Origin of the sequence: Flavobacterium branchiicola, from assembly GCF_018383905.1 — a bacterium.
GTDB lineage: Bacteria > Bacteroidota > Bacteroidia > Flavobacteriales > Flavobacteriaceae > Flavobacterium > Flavobacterium branchiicola.
Genome location: NZ_JAGYWA010000005.1, coordinates 157,229 through 174,629, shown reverse-complemented (window position 1 = coordinate 174,629; position 17,401 = coordinate 157,229). Strand labels below are relative to the sequence as shown.

The 17,401-nt window shown below is 34.5% G+C and carries 16 protein-coding genes; 2 read left to right on the top strand and 14 right to left on the bottom strand.

What is annotated here, in order from left to right; translation table 11 throughout:
- Positions 1–77: 77 nt before the first annotated feature.
- The 13 genes from KHA98_RS13905 to KHA98_RS13845 form a co-directional block, all read right to left on the bottom strand.
- Positions 78–1,046, bottom strand: coding sequence for a SphA family protein (locus KHA98_RS13905; protein WP_213258535.1), 969 nt, complete (start codon positions 1,044–1,046; stop codon positions 78–80).
- Between the two features lie 58 nt (positions 1,047–1,104).
- On the bottom strand, positions 1,105–2,319 hold the full coding sequence (locus KHA98_RS13900; RefSeq protein WP_213258534.1) for a helix-turn-helix domain-containing protein: 1,215 nt from the start codon (positions 2,317–2,319) through the stop codon (positions 1,105–1,107).
- Positions 2,320–2,462: 143 nt separating this feature from the next.
- On the bottom strand, positions 2,463–3,044 hold the full coding sequence (locus tag KHA98_RS13895) for a DUF4136 domain-containing protein (protein WP_213258533.1): 582 nt from the start codon (positions 3,042–3,044) through the stop codon (positions 2,463–2,465).
- A 626-nt stretch (positions 3,045–3,670) separates the two neighbouring features.
- Positions 3,671–5,209 (bottom strand): arylsulfatase, encoded by a 1,539-nt coding sequence (locus tag KHA98_RS13890; protein ID WP_213258532.1) that lies wholly within the window; start codon positions 5,207–5,209, stop codon positions 3,671–3,673.
- Positions 5,210–5,278: 69 nt separating this feature from the next.
- Positions 5,279–6,673, bottom strand: coding sequence for a DUF2252 domain-containing protein (locus tag KHA98_RS13885; protein ID WP_213258531.1), 1,395 nt, complete (start codon positions 6,671–6,673; stop codon positions 5,279–5,281).
- Between the two features lie 74 nt (positions 6,674–6,747).
- On the bottom strand, positions 6,748–7,581 hold the full coding sequence (locus KHA98_RS13880) for a hypothetical protein (protein ID WP_213258530.1): 834 nt from the start codon (positions 7,579–7,581) through the stop codon (positions 6,748–6,750).
- Positions 7,582–7,647: 66 nt separating this feature from the next.
- Positions 7,648–8,664, bottom strand: coding sequence for an HAD family hydrolase (locus KHA98_RS13875; RefSeq protein ID WP_213258529.1), 1,017 nt, complete (start codon positions 8,662–8,664; stop codon positions 7,648–7,650).
- 56 nt (positions 8,665–8,720) lie between these two features.
- On the bottom strand, positions 8,721–10,400 hold the full coding sequence (locus KHA98_RS13870) for an arylsulfatase (RefSeq protein ID WP_213258528.1): 1,680 nt from the start codon (positions 10,398–10,400) through the stop codon (positions 8,721–8,723).
- Positions 10,401–11,027: 627 nt separating this feature from the next.
- Positions 11,028–12,461: a pyruvate kinase gene (gene pyk, locus KHA98_RS13865; protein ID WP_213258527.1), complete on the bottom strand. Its 1,434-nt coding sequence runs from the start codon at positions 12,459–12,461 to the stop codon at positions 11,028–11,030.
- A 5-nt stretch (positions 12,462–12,466) separates the two neighbouring features.
- Entirely contained in the window at positions 12,467–12,955 is a 489-nt protein-coding gene (locus tag KHA98_RS13860; protein WP_213258526.1) for an IPExxxVDY family protein, read from the bottom strand.
- Between the two features lie 125 nt (positions 12,956–13,080).
- Positions 13,081–13,821: a ribonuclease III gene (rnc, locus tag KHA98_RS13855; RefSeq protein ID WP_213258525.1), complete on the bottom strand. Its 741-nt coding sequence runs from the start codon at positions 13,819–13,821 to the stop codon at positions 13,081–13,083.
- 9 nt (positions 13,822–13,830) lie between these two features.
- The gene (gene fabF, locus KHA98_RS13850; protein WP_213258524.1) at positions 13,831–15,084 is read right to left on the bottom strand and encodes a beta-ketoacyl-ACP synthase II; all 1,254 of its coding nucleotides are present in this window, start codon (positions 15,082–15,084) and stop codon (positions 13,831–13,833) included.
- Between the two features lie 240 nt (positions 15,085–15,324).
- The gene (locus KHA98_RS13845) at positions 15,325–15,561 is read right to left on the bottom strand and encodes an acyl carrier protein (protein WP_007137004.1); all 237 of its coding nucleotides are present in this window, start codon (positions 15,559–15,561) and stop codon (positions 15,325–15,327) included.
- Positions 15,562–15,736: 175 nt separating this feature from the next.
- Here KHA98_RS13845 and purN point away from each other — a divergent pair, with 175 nt between their 5' ends.
- Together purN and rnhA are read left to right on the top strand one after the other, a co-directional pair.
- Positions 15,737–16,300 carry a phosphoribosylglycinamide formyltransferase gene (purN, locus tag KHA98_RS13840; RefSeq protein WP_213258523.1) on the top strand — a complete coding sequence of 188 codons (564 nt, stop codon included), beginning with the start codon at positions 15,737–15,739 and terminating at the stop codon, positions 16,298–16,300.
- A gap of 86 nt (positions 16,301–16,386) precedes the next feature.
- Positions 16,387–16,863, top strand: coding sequence for a ribonuclease HI (rnhA, locus tag KHA98_RS13835; RefSeq protein ID WP_213258522.1), 477 nt, complete (start codon positions 16,387–16,389; stop codon positions 16,861–16,863).
- A 48-nt stretch (positions 16,864–16,911) separates the two neighbouring features.
- Here the strand turns inward: rnhA and KHA98_RS13830 are convergent, their stop codons facing one another.
- Entirely contained in the window at positions 16,912–17,262 is a 351-nt protein-coding gene (locus tag KHA98_RS13830) for a DUF6249 domain-containing protein (RefSeq protein WP_213258521.1), read from the bottom strand.
- Positions 17,263–17,401: the final 139 nt, after the last annotated feature.

The following is a 17,401-nucleotide window of genomic DNA, read 5'->3' as shown; positions in this document are numbered from 1 at the left end:
CGAATATTTTTTTCCATCCTAAATTGTATTAAAATTTATTGTGCGAATAAAAAAGTGGTATTTAAATAATCGTGTAACTATTCTTTTTTGAAACTAAATACGTGTGCTAAAGTGATAAAAAAGGTATTTCCCTGAAATCTGTTTATGGCATCTACTTCGGCTATCCATCTAAATCCTGCCGAAGTTTTGCAGCCTATGTGAAAGTAATTTACTTCGGCACCAATACCGCCAACCCGATCTTTATGTCCCTGAACAATTCCAAGAACGGGAACCGGGATTTCGTCGTGGCTTACTTTGTATTGGAGATAATAAATTAAGCCGGCATTAAAAATTCCGGTTGGAGCGGTTTTTTCGGAATTCATGGCGTAAAATGTTTTCCCTAAACCTCCTTCAATACTTAAAATGTCTCCGGTTTTTATATTGGTATCTTTCTTTTTTCCGTTTATTTCATAAGAAGCTAAAGTTGAAAAATGAAAGGTTTTTTTATCATTAAAATACAAGGTTGTTCCACCTGAAAATTCATTCATGAACATACCTAAACCACTGTTGTCTGAGGCTCCGGCTGTAAATTTTCCGGTGGGTAAATACAATTGATAGCTAAAAACAAAGTCGGCTCTTTTGCGGTGCCAGCCCAATTGTACAGGAACAATGTAAGTATCTGTGAGTGCCATTGAGTTATCGACTTCTGTACTGTTTCCCTGAATGGTATTTGCTGCAAAAGCCAGTAAAACGGTTGCGCCATAATTGGCTCCCAAAATTTTGAAGTCGCTTACATAGGATGCTCCCAAACCAGTTACATACATGTTTATATCCGGATTTTCGACAGATTTATCTCCATTGGCATCCCGCAAAGAATTGGCCGTGTAAATGTATCCGGGAATATAAAGGCTCAGGGTATTTGCAGGTGTCTGTGTCCCCGATTGTAATCCCATTGAGCCAAGAATATGGCCTCCTTTTAGCTGCGCCTGACCACAAAAGCTAATCAATATTAAAATTGATAACAGAAAAGATTTACGAGTTTGTATAACAGTTTTTGTGTTCATCATTTTTATTTTATTATTGCTTTAGAAATAATTAGGACGAAACATGTAAACTAATTGTATGTCAATTAGAGGATTGATTTAAATAATAGGTATTTTCATCATCAGGATTAATCCGGATTACTTTAAAGTATTCTGATGGAGATTTTCCTGTATGTTTTATAAAAGCCCTAAAACAAGTCGTTCTTGATTTAAAACCAGATCCCCAGGCCATACCTTCCAGAGAAAGTTCTTTCCATTCGGGATCGTTTATTTTTTCTTTAAAATATTCAATTCTTTTCAGATTAACATAATCCTGAAAATGAAGATTGAATTCTGAATTGATTAAACTTGAAATGTGATGTACCGGAATTCCTGTGGCATTAGAAATGTCACGAATTACTAAATCCTTCTTCAGGAAGAGTTCTTCTAAGGCAAAAATGCTTTCGAGTTTAGACAGATAAAGTTGTTTTTTTTCATCTGTTAATTCTTTTGGTAAAGGCAGGGTACTTTTGGTTTCATTTATTTTGATGACTATTGGCTGCTCTTCGACAATATCAAAATTTTCAAATGCATGTTCTATTTCACTTGTTTCATTATTGTCGTAAAAAATTTGCGGTTTAAAATACAACCAGCCTACAGTAAATAATAGAACAGATGAAATTAATATGTAACACGAAAAATCGACACTATCTACTTTGTTCATTAAAAAATAATGTACAAAAAGTGTAGAAAATAAAAACAAAATCATCAGGTTGTAAAGACGAATCCAGCTGAGTACTTTTATTCTGTTGAAATGATTTTCTTTGAATTTTTTTAAATCATAGTTTAAGATCATCATCGTTTGACAGAAAGCATACATTAACCAAATTGAAAGGCTTAACATCGAGAAAGGACTATGTACTTTACCGGAAAGAAATTCTAATAATTGTACGTCTGTAAAACTTCCAACCCAGACGCATAACGTTAAGCTAAAATAAATTAGAAATGGCAAGAAATGTAACCAGTCGTATTTATGAAACAAACGAGTCTCGAATAAAACACTTCGCACATATAAAAAGGCACTTGGTGCTACCAGAAAAATGAATGATTTTGTGATCATGAACAGATCGGGAAACGCTTTAAAAACATTTGCTGATAAGTAAAAATTGTAAATGCTTACAACGGCAAGACTAAACAGGAATAGTCCCAGGAAAAAATTTTTTGAGTAGTTTTTTCGCGAGAACAATATCATAAATGATGTTGCAAAACCAACCATTGTTGCAATAAAAAAGAAAAGAGAAAGTACTATATCCAGCATATGTTATAGGCTTAAAATTTAATTTAATGTAGGCTCTTTCTTCAAAATGAATTTAAAAGAAAGTAAAATGGAGGGGCAGTTTTGTATAACCGAATACTTAGTCGTTTTTAGAGTAAGTATTCGGTTTTATGAGGTATTGTAGGTTATTTTTTTGCTAATCCAGGAGGGAACCCTTCCAGAATTTTTTTGATAGCACCGGCAATAAATTCTTCAGGATTATCTGGTTTGCTGTCTATTTGTGCATTTCCGATACCTTGCCAAACTAATTTTCCTGTTTTTGTAGATACAATATCTATTACAAGAGAGCCATCAACATAATCATAAGTGTTGAATGTTGTTGTGCCACCGCCCATCATGGCGCCACCACCCCAATATCCGTAAGGACGGTACATACCGCCATAACCATAGAAATTAGTATCGGCCGAAACCTGTGTTTTGTTTTTTAATATAGATACTGCATTTACTTTTAAATCAGGATTGTCTGATGATTCTTTAAATCCTTTTGCAGTCATTTCGGCACGAATTGATTTTGCAACGCGATCTGCATTTAGTTGATTTACCTGACCTTCCTGAGCTTTTAGGTCGTAAACGGTAAAGGTTTTATATTCGCTAAAGTTTGCTGCGTGATCGTAATCTGTTGTTACTTTTACTGTTGGCGCACAGCCGAAAAGTAAGCCCAAAAATAATAATGGGAAAAGGCGAAGATTTGTTCTTTTAATATTCATGTTTTGATATTTAAATTTATAATTAAACTGTAACTCGAATGGATTAAAATCTGTATAAATCTCGAATGAACGATAAATTGTGTTAAATAATTGTAAAATAATTACAAATAGCTATTAAACAGTGGATTATTGCTCTCTCAAAGATATATTATTTTATTTAATTAACATAAAGAAGTAAAAAAAATCTTGCTTTAAAATGGTGGATTATTTTGACTTCCTTATTGTTTTTGAAATTTATTTTCCTTGTACAACTACATAACTGAAACTTCTGTTTCCTATATCTTCCATAGATGTGATTTTTATTTTATCCGAAACTTAAATGAAAACTTTTTCGTTCATGAAGTGTTTTAAACTTCTGGGGCTTTCGTTGGAAATATCATAAGTTGCAACGATTTTAACACAGCATGATTTGGTATACCGCAATGATTCTGTGGTTCGGTTTAATATATAACAGCGCTCGAATCGATACGAGGTGTTTGGCTCTGTGCAGTGATAGTCACTATAATGTAGCTAAACAAAAACAGAATCTTTTTATTCATACTTACTTTGGCATGTTATTTATAAACACATCAACCATTTTGAATGTAAATGATTGATATGTTTTTATTTACTATTTCTAAAAAATATTACTTGTGATCTTCAGGAATAATTTTAGTTAATCCTTCGCCAAATGGTATATATTTTTTGTTTGGCGCTTTTTTCATTTCTTCAAATAGCTTTATAAGTCGTGGAGCCATATACATACCTGCCCAGCCATTATCGGTTCCGCTGTAATGTCCCGGTGAATTTCCATTATCTGGTGATGCACCATTAAATGTCATATCATATTGTTCTGCAGGATCCCATAATAAGTCATAGGTTGCTGCAACTTTAAGCGGTTTGTCTGAACCTAACCAGGAATCCTTTGCAGTAAAAAGAAATTTAAAATTCTTAACACGCACTGCGCCAAAGGTCATTCCTGCAAAATAGAAAAAGTCCTGACGCACTCCAGGCCCTGTTCCTAACAGAGAGGCACTTAGATCAAGTCCGTCAAAAATAATCGGACTGCCATTATTGTCTTTCCACTCATGAGGAGGTACCGGTTGTCCAATTATTGAGGCAATAGTTGGCCACCAATCCATATGTGAAAACATATCTGTATTAATAGTTCCCGGTTTGATATGACCCGGCCACCAGGCTATTGCCGGTACGCGGAATCCTCCTTCGTATACAGATCCTTTCATACCTCTAAATGGTGTGTAACCAGCATCTGGCCATGCATCTAGCCATGCACCGTTGTCTGTAGTCCAGATAATCAATGTGTTTTTTTCGATACCGGCATCTCTAACTGCTTGTACAATTTGTCCGGAGTTATCATCCATTTCCATTAAGGCATCCAGATATTTTCCCCCTCCCGGAGATTTTCCTCTCCAGCGCGGTGTAGGATTGTTCGGGTTATGCAGCTTTTCAAAGCATACTGTAACAAAGAAAGGTTTGCTATCTTTAGCATGGTTTTTAATATAATCTACTGTAGTAATGCGCATATCATCATCTACAGTCGCTAAGTCTTCAAAGTTTACTTTTTGCTTTACTACTTTTGATTTTTGTCCCGCTTTGCCTTCAAATTCACTAAGATTAATAGTATTCCATACTTTTAGAAATTCGGTATCTTCAGATGGGAAATTTGGATGCAAAGTTTTGTCATCATAAGCATAAACTCCTGCATAATAGGGTAACATATTATACATTTCGTCATATCCATGCGATGTAGGATAATTTTCCTCTTTATCACCAAGATGCCATTTACCCGTAAACATTGTTGAATATCCTGCTTTTTTCATTGCTTCTGCAATTGTAGGAGTTTCTTTTGTTAATCCATTAGGATCCCCGGGTACTAATACAGATGAAAGGGCAGATCGCACAGGTATTCTTCCTGTAATAAATGAGGCTCGCCCGGCAGTACAACTTGCCTGACCGTAATAATTGACAAATCTGGCACCTTCTGTGGCCATACGATCGAGATTAGGAGTTGGAGCACCTCTCATAACTCCGCCTCCATAACTTCCTAAATCTCCCCACCCAACATCATCTGTCATTATAACAATAACGTTTGGTTTTGTCTGTGCTTCCAGATTTAAAACACTTCCCAGTAGAAATAAGGACAGAATGATTTTTAATTTCTTCATAATGTATAAAATTGGGTTTAAAATATAAATGTAGGTTTTTTCTTTCAAAATAAAAAGGTTTTGTGTTTTTTATTGGGATATTGGTAGTCTTCCTTCTTTTATAGCGTTAAGCATTTTATCGTAGTCAGCGTCATTTTGTTCGGCATATAAAACCGAGAATTCAGCAATTGCTTCCGCAAATTCATTAGTTTCGCCCATGTAACCAGATAATAATGAAGGATCTCCAGAACGTGCATGAGATCTTGCAAGCGCCCATCCACATGCTTTTGCATAGTCTTCCATATTCTTGGATTTCATAATTTCAATGACAGGTTTTATTTTGGCATCCCGAAGCTGACGGATATAGAAAAATTTGTTGTTTTCGTCATTTGTCCAGCCCAAAAACATATCTGAGGCAGATTGCATTAATTTTTGTCCCATGACAATACGTTCGCCCTGATGGGTGTATTTTCCTTTGTGTTTTAAGTTAGGTTCTAAAACGCTTTGTCTGGCTTCTTTAAATTGTAGAAAAATAGGTTCGCCGGTTGCAGACATTAGCAAACTAATTCCGCAAAGTGTGCCAACACTACCTACGCCTACTACTTTTATAGCGAGATCATGGAGTGTATATCTGCTTAATAAAATCTGTTTTTCATCAGATAATGATTCGATGTATCGTTTATGAATTGTTTCGCCTTCTTTAAAAATTCGTTTTTCTTCGGGTCCAGTTGGGTGAAATATTAAAGGGGGATCGTCTTTTATGCGTGCTCTGGCTCCATCGAGATACGTCATTTTGGCGAATTCTTTTTCATGAGCCGTATATTCAGATGCTTTTTTGATTCTTTTATGCTGAAATTCTTTGAGCTCTTTATCGTGACCTAATTCAATAAGTTCAGCCAAATCAAGGTCGGCGTACCAAATTTGAAGTGCCGATAATTTACTGTACTCCAGCATATGTCTTTTGTAGCTGTCTGCAACATGCCATGCAAATGCTTTACAGTTTTTATTGGAGAATTTTCGCCATCTTCCGGCAATAACAAAACTGGTTGCCAGTCTTTTTATATCCCATTCCCATGGTCCGGGAAAAGTTTCATCAAAATCATTTATATCGAAGACCAATTTGCGTTCAGGGGTGGCAAATCCTCCAAAGTTCATTAAATGACAATCACCACAAAGTTGTAGATTAATTCCTGAAACTGGAGTATGAGCCAAATCTGCCGCCATAATAGCAGCAGCTCCTCTAAAAAAAGAAAAAGGAGATTCCATCATTCTGCTGTATCGAATGGGTAGTAAACTTTCTACTCTTCCGATGCTGGTTTGAATGAGAATATCTACAGGATCTTTTCTATTTTTAAATAAACTCCATTTTTGATGTGAAGAAAGAGGTATTTTTTTTCTAATAGATTTACCTTTTTCATATCGCTCTGCTTTTGAGGCGACCGGATCAAATTTGCTTTCAGTGGTATCTTTGAAATCAGTTGACATAACGTTTGTTTTATTTAGGAAACAAAAAGCTTAGATTTCGGGCGTGGTATTATTTTGATTTGTGTATCAAATATTTAAGATTCCGGGAATACAAACGTTACAACGGCTCTTAATCCCCAATCTGGTTTTATATTTTGATGCCCAACAATTGGAATTAAAGGTTGTACTGAAAACTGTACTGCCTGTTTTCCAAATTTTGTTATTCCGCCAATAGTTGGGTTTAAGGAAATGAGTGTTGTATTTCCTTCCCAATTTTGGGTCACTTCGGCATTTACACCTAAACTTGCTCCACTTTTATAACTATAAGAAAGAAACATTTGAGTGTAAAACTGGTTTACATCGGCCCGATCACTATTTCCTGCTACAGACCAAATTTGATTGGCTATAAAACCAATTGAAAGACCGTGTGCCTGATGCATGATTAATAAACTTGGGCCTAAACCAAATTTTTCTGTTCCTAAATACGTTTCGGTAGCAATTGGGACTAAAAAAGCCGGACCAATTCCGTAAATCAGTTTTTCGCTTTTAGGAGCAAAAAAAGCGGTTATAGTAGCATCACTTAATCCAAATTCATGCGTATTGAGTCCCGTAATATTTCGTTGATCGACAATAGGGAATATGTAGCGTGAGATTAAGTTTAGATTATCACTTAATTTAAACGGAATTACGGGTTGTACATTAACGGTATATTTAGTCCCGTTGTAAGGACCAATCCCGTAATTTAAATTATTCTGAAGTGGTACACTTATCAAACTTGCTACAGGATTTGCCAGTTTATCTGCAAGTTCCTGAGGACTGCTTCCTGGTTTATGATCTTCTTCTTGTGCAGTAATTGAAAATGGAATAGACAGCAGAACGATTAGTATGTACCATGTTTTTCTGGTGGTATTTGAAAAATAATTTTTCATAGAATAATAGTAATACGTTTAAAGTAAAGGAAGTGTAGAATTTTAATTCAGATGGTAATCTAAAATCTATTGATCCGCAAAAACTTTTTTCCAGTCATTTTTCATGTCAATAACATGCCATTTGTTTTTTGCGGCAGCATTTAAGGAAGCATTGTCTTTTTCCTGATAGCTGTATTCTCTTATAGAATCATTGTGGTTTACCAGTAATTGGAAAGATGGATATTTATTTCCCTGCGTATATTGCAACATTGCTATATCACCGGATCCTCCCTCATTTCCACAGGCAAAGACAGGACGTTTTCCAATATGCAACTGGATTCCAACAGGTTTTCCTTCTTTGTCATTAAAATGATCAAGAGCTGGTTCGCGCTGTATTGCATTATTAACTGCATCGTATTTGTATTTGAAAGAAGTTCCAACAACCTGATCTTTTGGAATTCCGTAAAAGTCCTGAGATATTGCTCTGACTACTTCTATGGTTCCTCCGGTTACGATATAGGTTTTAAAACCATTTGCGCGTAAATAAGTTAATAATTCTAATTGTGGCTGATAACGAATTTGTTTAACAGGCACGTTTTTTCCCGGATACTTTGCTCCGGCAAAAAAATCTTTAACGGCAGTTTCAAATGCTTCTTCGGTCATTCCGGTGTGGGTTGCGCCTACAAGTTCTATGAGGGCTTTATCTCCTCCTTTTTCAAAAAAAGCTTTGTCTTTTTCAATGACGGCTTTAAAAGGTTGTTTTTTTGCCAGTTCTGGTTTTGCTTCAACCATTTTTTGAACTTGGTAAAAAGCAAAAAGTTCTTGTACATAAGGTTTTTCTGCCCATAGCGTTCCGTCATTATCAAATGTGGCAATTCGATCTTCTTCCGGAATAAAATCAGGACTTCCTTTTTTGGTTACTTTCTCTACGTAGGCAATAATGTCACTTTTTAAAGTACCATCATTCCAGCTTGGCAATGGATCACCATTTGTGGTAGCTTCGGTTTGTTTGTTATCTGTTGTCGAAGAAGTTGCAGGATCTGATTTTTTGCACGATAAGAAAAGCAAAGCTACTATAAACAAAGAGTATATATTTTTTCTCATGATTCTTATATTAAGTAAAGAGATTCAGGTTTTTCAACCTGAATCTCTTAGATTATTTATTTTTTCTTTTTTGAAGCTGCCTCTTGTTCTTCTTTGATTTTTGGCATCACATTTTTCTCAACATACTCCTGAGCTTTTATGCTTTTTAGAGTCTGCTGTAAAATCGTAGTTGGATTAAAACTTGGTGGGAATGAACGTGGTGGATAGTCTTTAAAAGTTTCTGCAAAAACAAAAACTTCGTTCATTACGCCGTACATGGTCTGAACATGGTTAAGCTGCCAATCCCAGAATGTGTTTGAAGTTATATCAGCTCTTTCGTAAGGATCTTGAAATATGTTGAATATTTTTTGCAAACGTAATTCTGTCAATGGTTCAGCCCAAACCTGCATGGTACCTGGACTACGTTGTTCAGCAAATACATATTTATAATCGCCCTGACGCATACCTACCAATAAACCGTCATCATCAGAATAGAAGAATTTGTCTCTTACACTTTTTCCGCCTTCTAATAATTTAGTCTGGTCAAAACCATCTAAATGCACTTTGTAGTTTTTACCGTTTGCACTGTATCCTTTTAAAAGTTTGTTAACGATATCTGGTTCACCAGCAATTGAAGAAAAAGTTGGAATCCAGTCATTATGACTCATTAATTCATTTGTGATTGTTCCCGGTTTAATGTGACCTGGCCATCTTACGATACAAGGTACACGGAAAGCGCCTTCCCAGTTTGTATTTTTTTCTGAACGGAAAGAAGTCATCGCACCATCAGGCCATGTATTCATATGAGGACCATTATCTGTAGAATATACAACGATAGTATTATCGGCAATTCCTAAATCATCTAATGCTTTTAGGATGCTTCCAATAGTTTCATCGTGTTCGATCATACCATCAATATATTCACTGTCTCCGTGAGTATATCTGCCTCTGTGTTCTTTTCTAACATGTGTACGAAGGTGCATACGAGTAGCATTAAACCAGCAGAAAAATGGTTTACCAGAACTACTTTGTCTTTTAATAAAGTCTATTGCAGCTGCAGATGTTTCATCATCTACTGTTTCCATTCTTTTTTTGGTAAGGGCTCCTGTATCTTCAATTTTTTGTTTTCCAACTTTCCCAAAGCGAGGGTCAACGGTTGCATCGTCTACATTTGTTGCTACACATTTTAAAACACCTCTTGGGCCAAATTTTTTCAGATATTCAGGATCTTTTGGATAATCCGGCAATTCTGGTTCTTCCTCTGCATTCAGGTGATAAAGATTCCCGAAGAATTCGTCAAAACCATTTACAGTTGGTAAACTTTCATTACGGTCACCCACGTGGTTTTTACCAAATTGACCTGTTACGTAGCCTAAGCTTTTCATGATTCCCCCAACTGATGGATCTAACTGACTCATTCCCATTGGCGCACCAGGAAAACCTACTTTTGTAAGTCCGGTACGAATACCGTGCTGACCTGTTAAAAACGCCGCGCGACCGGCAGTACAGCTTTGTTCTCCATAATAATGTAGAAATCTCATTCCTTCATTTGCTAAACGATCAATATTGGGTGTGGTATAGCCCATTAAACCATCACTATAGGCACTTATATTGGTAATTCCAATATCATCACCCCAGAGGACTAAGATATTAGGTTGTTTTTTACTTTGTGCTGTAATAGAAGTTACCGAAAAAAATAATAACGCAAATGCTACAATTGCATTATTAAATCCGCATTTTGATTTGATTTGTTTCATGATAAAAAAATTCGTTAATAATTCTTGTTATGTATGAGTGGTATTAATTCAAAAAAATAAATGTGGAACGTGTATATTTTAAAAACATATCTTTTAGCATGTTGCATTTTTTTGATATGTTTCAAATTCATTTTAATTCAAATTTGGAACGAAACGATTTTTAACTTTTTGTTGGGTTTCTCAAATTTAACTAATAAATAAGCGAACAATAGTGTTTTATCGGACTGAGCTTGTTTCATTTTGTAAAATGAAACAACAAAATTTTAAAATTTGCACCAAAATGTTTCATATTGTAAAATGAAACAGTGTAAAAATTTGAATATTAAGTGTTTATGTATTTTGTTGGAAGGTTTGAGACCTATCAATTACTAAGAGGTTTTGTTGGCTTTTTTGAAAAAAAAAATAAACAAAAGGGTATTTAAAGTATATTATTTATATAAAGAAGGATCTTTTCTTGATGGAAAAAACATACAAAAACAGCATCTGACTCTTTTTTGAGTTGACTTTTTGATGTGTTATTGTAGGAAGTTATTGCTTTTTTTTTGCAACGATAAAGTTTTGGAATGCGTTATAAAATAAAAAAGCCACTTGTTAAAAGTGGCTTTTTATAGATATTTAGAAATATAATTATTCGATTTCAGATACTCTCATAGTGTTCACCATTCCTTTATCTTTAATTGGCATTGCAGCAAGATTAATTAAATAATCTCCTTTTGTAGCATAGCCTTTTTCAACTGCAATTCTATTTACATCTGTAACAGTATCATCAGTACTTTCGTCATTATCATAGAAGAATGATTTTACTCCCCATAATAAATTTAATTGTGTTAAGATTCTTTTGTTTGAAGTAAATACTAAAATATGAGCAGAAGATGGTCTCCATGCCGAAATTTGGAAAGCAGTATATCCACTGTTTGTTAACGTACAAATTGCTTTAGCTTCAATTTCATTTGCTAATAAAGCTGCTTGGTGACAAACTGTTTTAGTAACAAAACGTTTTGTTTTAATTTGTGGTGTATTTTGTGGAACCTGAATAAGCGGAGAGTTTTCTACAGCTTCGCAAATTTGTGCCATTCTCTGAATTACTTGCACCGGATAGTTTCCTGTTGCAGTTTCTCCAGACAACATTACAGCATCTGCACCATCCATTACTGAGTTAGCAACGTCATTTACCTCTGCTCTTGTTGGTGTTAAACTTGTAATCATTGTTTCCATCATTTGAGTAGCAACGATAACCGGAATTCTGGCAGTTTTTGCTCTTCTGATTAGGTCTTTTTGAACTAATGGTACTTCGTGAGCCGGAAGTTCAACTCCAAGATCTCCACGAGCTACCATTAAACCATCACAATAAGCTACAATTTTATCCATGTTCTCAAGAGCTTCCGGCATTTCAATTTTAGCAATAATCGGAATTTTAACATCAGAATGTTTAGCAATCAATTCTTGTAGGTCTTGTAAATCGCGAGGTGTTTTTACAAACGAAAGTGCGATCCAGTCTACTTTTTGTTCAATTGCAAAAATAGCATCAGCAATATCTTTTTCAGTTAAAGCCGGTAAAGAGATTTTTGTGTTTGGAAGATTAACCCCTTTTTTAGATTTTAATTCTCCACCCTGAATAACTTTAGCAACAACTTCTGTTTTTTTATCTGTAGAAACAATTTCGAAAATAAGTTTACCATCATCAAGCAAAATACGCTCTCCAACATTTACATCATTGGGGAAATTTTGATATTTCATGAATGCTTTTTGAGCAGTTCCAATAACATCCTCAGCAGTTGTAAAAGTGATATTATCACCATCATGAACAACTGTTCCTTCTTCCATTACACCAACTCTAAGTTTTGGCCCTTGCAAGTCACCAAGAATTGCAGTAGTATAACCAAACTCTTCGTTTAAGCCTCTAATAATATCGATTTTCTCTTTTACTCCTTCGTAATCAGCATGCGAAAAATTGATTCTAAACACATTAACCCCTGCCTCGATCATATCTTTGATAATCTCTCTCGTACTACATGCGGGACCAAGTGTAGCAACAATTTTGGTTTTCTTGTTTGTTAACATTTTTTTTAAAAAATTAGATTGTTTTTTGATTTTATTTTATTGGTGTCAACAGCATACACAGCTGCAACACTTTCTATTGAATTTAAATGTTGTTGAATTTCTGAAAAATCGACAGCCTCTTCGCTGTTTTCAATTTTCAGGAAAAAATCTACTTTTTTGAATTCAGGAAGTAAATGAATTGTTGTAGAAACCTCACTTGTTTCATTAGAAAACAAATTCTGGAAATCATTTGTACTCACGGAAATGATTTCATTTTTATTCTGAATCAAATTCCATGAAACAGCCTTTTCAGAATCATAATAATAAAATCTCGAAAAATTTGCCTCGCCTTCTTTTGTTTGAGCATGGATCTCGTTTTTGCTCTTACTTAAGTTAATCGGAAGGTTTTTATTGATAAAATAGGCCAATCTATAATCTTCTAATGAAGTATGAATTGCCATTAAATAATAATCAATTTCGTCAAATTCGTCTAAATCCAATCTATGAATAGCCATGTCATGAAAAATCAAGTTGTAAATATACTATTTCTAACGGAGCATCAATAGCTATAAACGGTATGTTTTTGTTAATTTATAAACGAAAACGATATAGCCTTGAGAAAATTACAGCAATTTTGTAATTATTTCTTGTCAATTTTTTCCTGAAATGCAAAATAAGCACGTTGGGATGCTTTTTCTTCTGCTTTCTTTTTCGAAGTTGCTCGCGCTCTAGCGATTACTTTATCGTCTATGCTTAATTTGACACCAAACAAGCGTTGTCCGTCAATGCCGTTATCTTCAAAAATGTCATAATGAAAAACTCTTTTTTCTTTCTGACACCATTCTATAACTAAGCTTTTATAGCTAATTACTTTTCCTTCAAGTCTTGCAATATCGACATAAGGTGTAACTACTCTTTTTTGAATAAATTTTTCGCAATAAGAATAGCCTTTATCCAGATAAATTGCTCCAATAAGCGATTCAAAAATATTACCATGAATATTTTCTCCAAAGTGTTGCACAGGAACTTTGCTTTCTACAAAACGCACCAAATTTAAATCTTTACCGAGTTCGTTTAAGTGTTCACGGCTTACAATTTTTGAGCGCATTTTTGTTAAATAACCTTCATCGCCATTAGGTGCTTTGTTGAACAAATGTGCAGCAATAACGGCACTTAACATAGCATCTCCCAGAAATTCTAAACGTTCGTAATTTATCGGATGACCCGCTTCGTCAAGCTTATTTGATGATCTGTGAGTGAAGGCTTTTCGGTAAAATTCGATATTTGAAGGCTTAAAACCAAGAATTTTCTGAATAGTGTCAAAAAAAATCCCGTCTTCTAGAGAACGGGATTTAGAAAATATTTTTTTGATAATATTCATAAACAGAAATTACTCAGCAATTTTTTTAAACAATACGCAAGCATTGTGTCCACCAAAACCAAAAGTGTTACTCATTGCAACATTTACCTCTCTATGTTGAGGTTTGTTTAAAGTAAGGTTTAAAGATGGATCAATTTTCTCATCTACAACAGTATGGTTAATCGTTGGAGGAACAATTCCGTGCTTCATTGCTAAGATTGAAGCAATTGCCTCAATAGCTCCGGCAGCACCAAGTAAGTGTCCTGTCATTGATTTTGTAGAGTTGATATTGATGTTTTTAGCATGTTCGCCAAAAACTGCACTAATTGCTTTTAATTCTGCAACGTCTCCTAATGGAGTAGAAGTTCCGTGAGTATTGATGTGATCAATATCTTCAGGATTCATTCCTGCATCTTTCAATGTGTTTTTCATTACTGCGATAACACCAATTCCTTCCGGGTGTGGAGCTGTTAAGTGGTATGCATCAGAAGACATTCCGCCTCCTCCAATTTCGCAATAAATTTTTGCACCTCTGGCTTTTGCATGTTCGTAATCTTCAAGAACCAAAGCACCTGCACCTTCACCTAATACAAAACCATCTCTGGTTCCGTCAAAAGGTCTTGAAGCTGTTTCAGGACTTTCATTTCTTGTTGATAAAGCGTGCATAGAGTTAAAACCTCCCATACCGGCAATGGTAATAGCAGCTTCAGAACCACCAGAAACAATAACGTCACACATTCCTAAACGAATGTAGTTGAAGGCATCGATTAATGCATTTGCAGAAGATGCACATGCAGAAACAGTAGTGTAATTTGGTCCCATATAGCCATTACGCATAGAAATATGCGCAGGAGCGATATCGGCAATCATTTTAGGAATAAAAAACGGATTGAACTTTGGAGTTCCATCGCCTTTAGCATAATAAATTACTTCTTCCTGGAAAGTTTCTAAACCTCCAATTCCTGCTCCCCAGATAACACCAACTCTAGTTTTGTCGATATTATCATTTGTAAGTCCAGCATCTTTAATAGCTTCATCACTGGCAGCAATTGCATATTGAGCAAATTTATCCAGTCTGCGAGATTCCTTGCGATCCATGTAATCTTCAATATTGAAGTTTTTTACTTCGCAGGCAAATTTCGTTTTATGCTTTTCTGTATCATAATATGTAATAGGAGCCGCTCCGCTAACCCCATTCACAAGTGCATTCCAATATTCCTGGATGTTATTTCCAATAGGAGTAAGTGCACCTAATCCTGTTACAACAACTCGCCTTAATGCCATAAATATGTGTTTTGTACTTTAAACAAATAAAACCCACGCTTTCTTAACACTATTGTTACTTAAGAGCCATGGGTATTACAATATAAATATATCTTTTTGATTGAAAATCAATCGAAATTTAAATTTTAAAAAAAATAATAACACCCGATTTTTAGAAAATCCAATTTTTCAAAAAACAAATCCCAATTTTGGAATTTGGACATTCAAATTTGGAATTTTTAAAATTCGGGTGTGGTATTATTATTTTTTAGCTTCTTCGATATAAGAAATAGCTTGACCTACAGTAGCAATGTTTTCTGCTTGATCGTCTGGAATTTGAATATCAAATTCTTTTTCGAATTCCATAATAAGCTCAACAGTGTCTAATGAGTCAGCTCCTAAATCATTAGTGAAGCTTGCTTCTGTTACAACTTCGTTTTCGTCAACACCTAATTTGTCTACGATAATCGCTTTTACTCTTGATGCAATGTCTGACATAATCTTTAATTTTAGAATTTAATTTGTTGGCAAAAATAAAAAACTTTATTTTAAAACAACTATTTAGTTTATAAATGTAACACTAATTTATAAAATTAATTTCAAGAAAGCCGATTTAAAGCTATTTATTTTCGATTTTTATTCCGTTTTTTGCAGTATTAAAATTAACTCTTTTATGAAAAAAATTATCGTTTTTGCCTCAGGATCAGGAACTAATGCGGAGAACATTATAAAGTATTTTTCGAATACTGAAATTGGAAAGGTTGTTTCTGTTTTTACAAATAATGCTTCGGCAAAAGTTATCGAAAGAGCAAAAAATCATCAAATTCCAGTCGAAATCTTCTCAAAAAACGAACTTTTAGAGAGAAATGTACTACAAAAAATACAAGAAATCGACCCGGATTTGATAGTTCTTGCCGGTTTCTTATTGAAGTTTCCAGAAAACATAATTGAACAATATCCTAACAAAATAATTAATATTCACCCGGCGCTTTTGCCTAATTATGGAGGTAAAGGAATGTATGGTATGCACATACACAGGGCTATCGTTAACAATAAGGAAAAGGAAACCGGAATTTCAATACATTATGTAAACGAAAATTACGATGAAGGCGGGATTATTTTTCAGGCAAATGTAGCGTTAACAGAGGATGACACACCAGAAACTGTTGCCGAAAAAATTCATGAATTAGAACAAAAACATTTTCCGGAAATTATCAGGACTATCTTAGAGCAATAAATTGCTTTAGATCATTAGACTTCTTAGAAAATCTAACGATCTATATCTAAGAAATCTATAATGTCTAAAAATCTAAGAAGTCTAAAATGACCCACGAAGTACACATATATACAGATGGCGCTGCAAAAGGAAATCCCGGAAATGGAGGTTATGGCGTAGTAATGGAATTGGTTGGAACGCCACATAAAAAAGAATTCTACGAAGGTTTTCGCCTAACAACCAATAATAGAATGGAGCTTTTGGCTGTAATTGTTGGTCTAGAAAAGTTGAAGAAACCCAATATGAAAGTTTTAGTAGTCTCTGATTCTAAATATGTGGTAGATTCTGTTGATAAAAAATGGGTGTTGGGCTGGGAGAAAAAGAAATTTGTCGGCCGAAAGAATCCCGATTTGTGGAAAAGGTTTTTAGTTTCTTATCGCAAACACCAGGTTGATTTTAAATGGATAAAAGGTCATAACAATCATCCTCAAAACGAACGCTGCGATCAATTGGCTGTAATGGCATCGCAACAGCCGAAACTTTCTATAGATGTTTATTACGAAACAATCGGATCTAAAGAATAAAAAAAAAGCATCAAATATTTGATGCTTTTTTTTTATTTCCTTAAGTTTTTATTCTTCTTTATCAATGTCTTTTGCAGTTTTAAAACCGACTAAAAGTCCAATACCGGCCATTATAAAAATAATTGAAGGATAAACCGCCCCATCATTTAATGACGTATAAGTGGTGATTAATAAAGCAATAAAAATTCCAACGCCGCTACCTATTAATAAGAAAGCAAGATTTACAACAAAAATTTTCCAGATAGAACCGCCTTTACCTCTTCCTTTTAAGAATATACTGGCATCAACACCTTTTTCTATAAGAGCCAGGCGCTCTCGGTTTCTTGTTGAATAAATTAGATAGACAATCCCAAAGATTGTTGCACAAAAACTAAATGGTACTAATACTTCTGGACCCATGATTTATATTTTTTAATTGATTGATATTCCATATGACGACATCTTTTTGATTGAGGTTACAGCTTTTGTGAAATAATTTTCAAATTTTTAAATTCCAAATTCCAAAAGTCGCTGATGATCAATTACTTTTGATAATAAA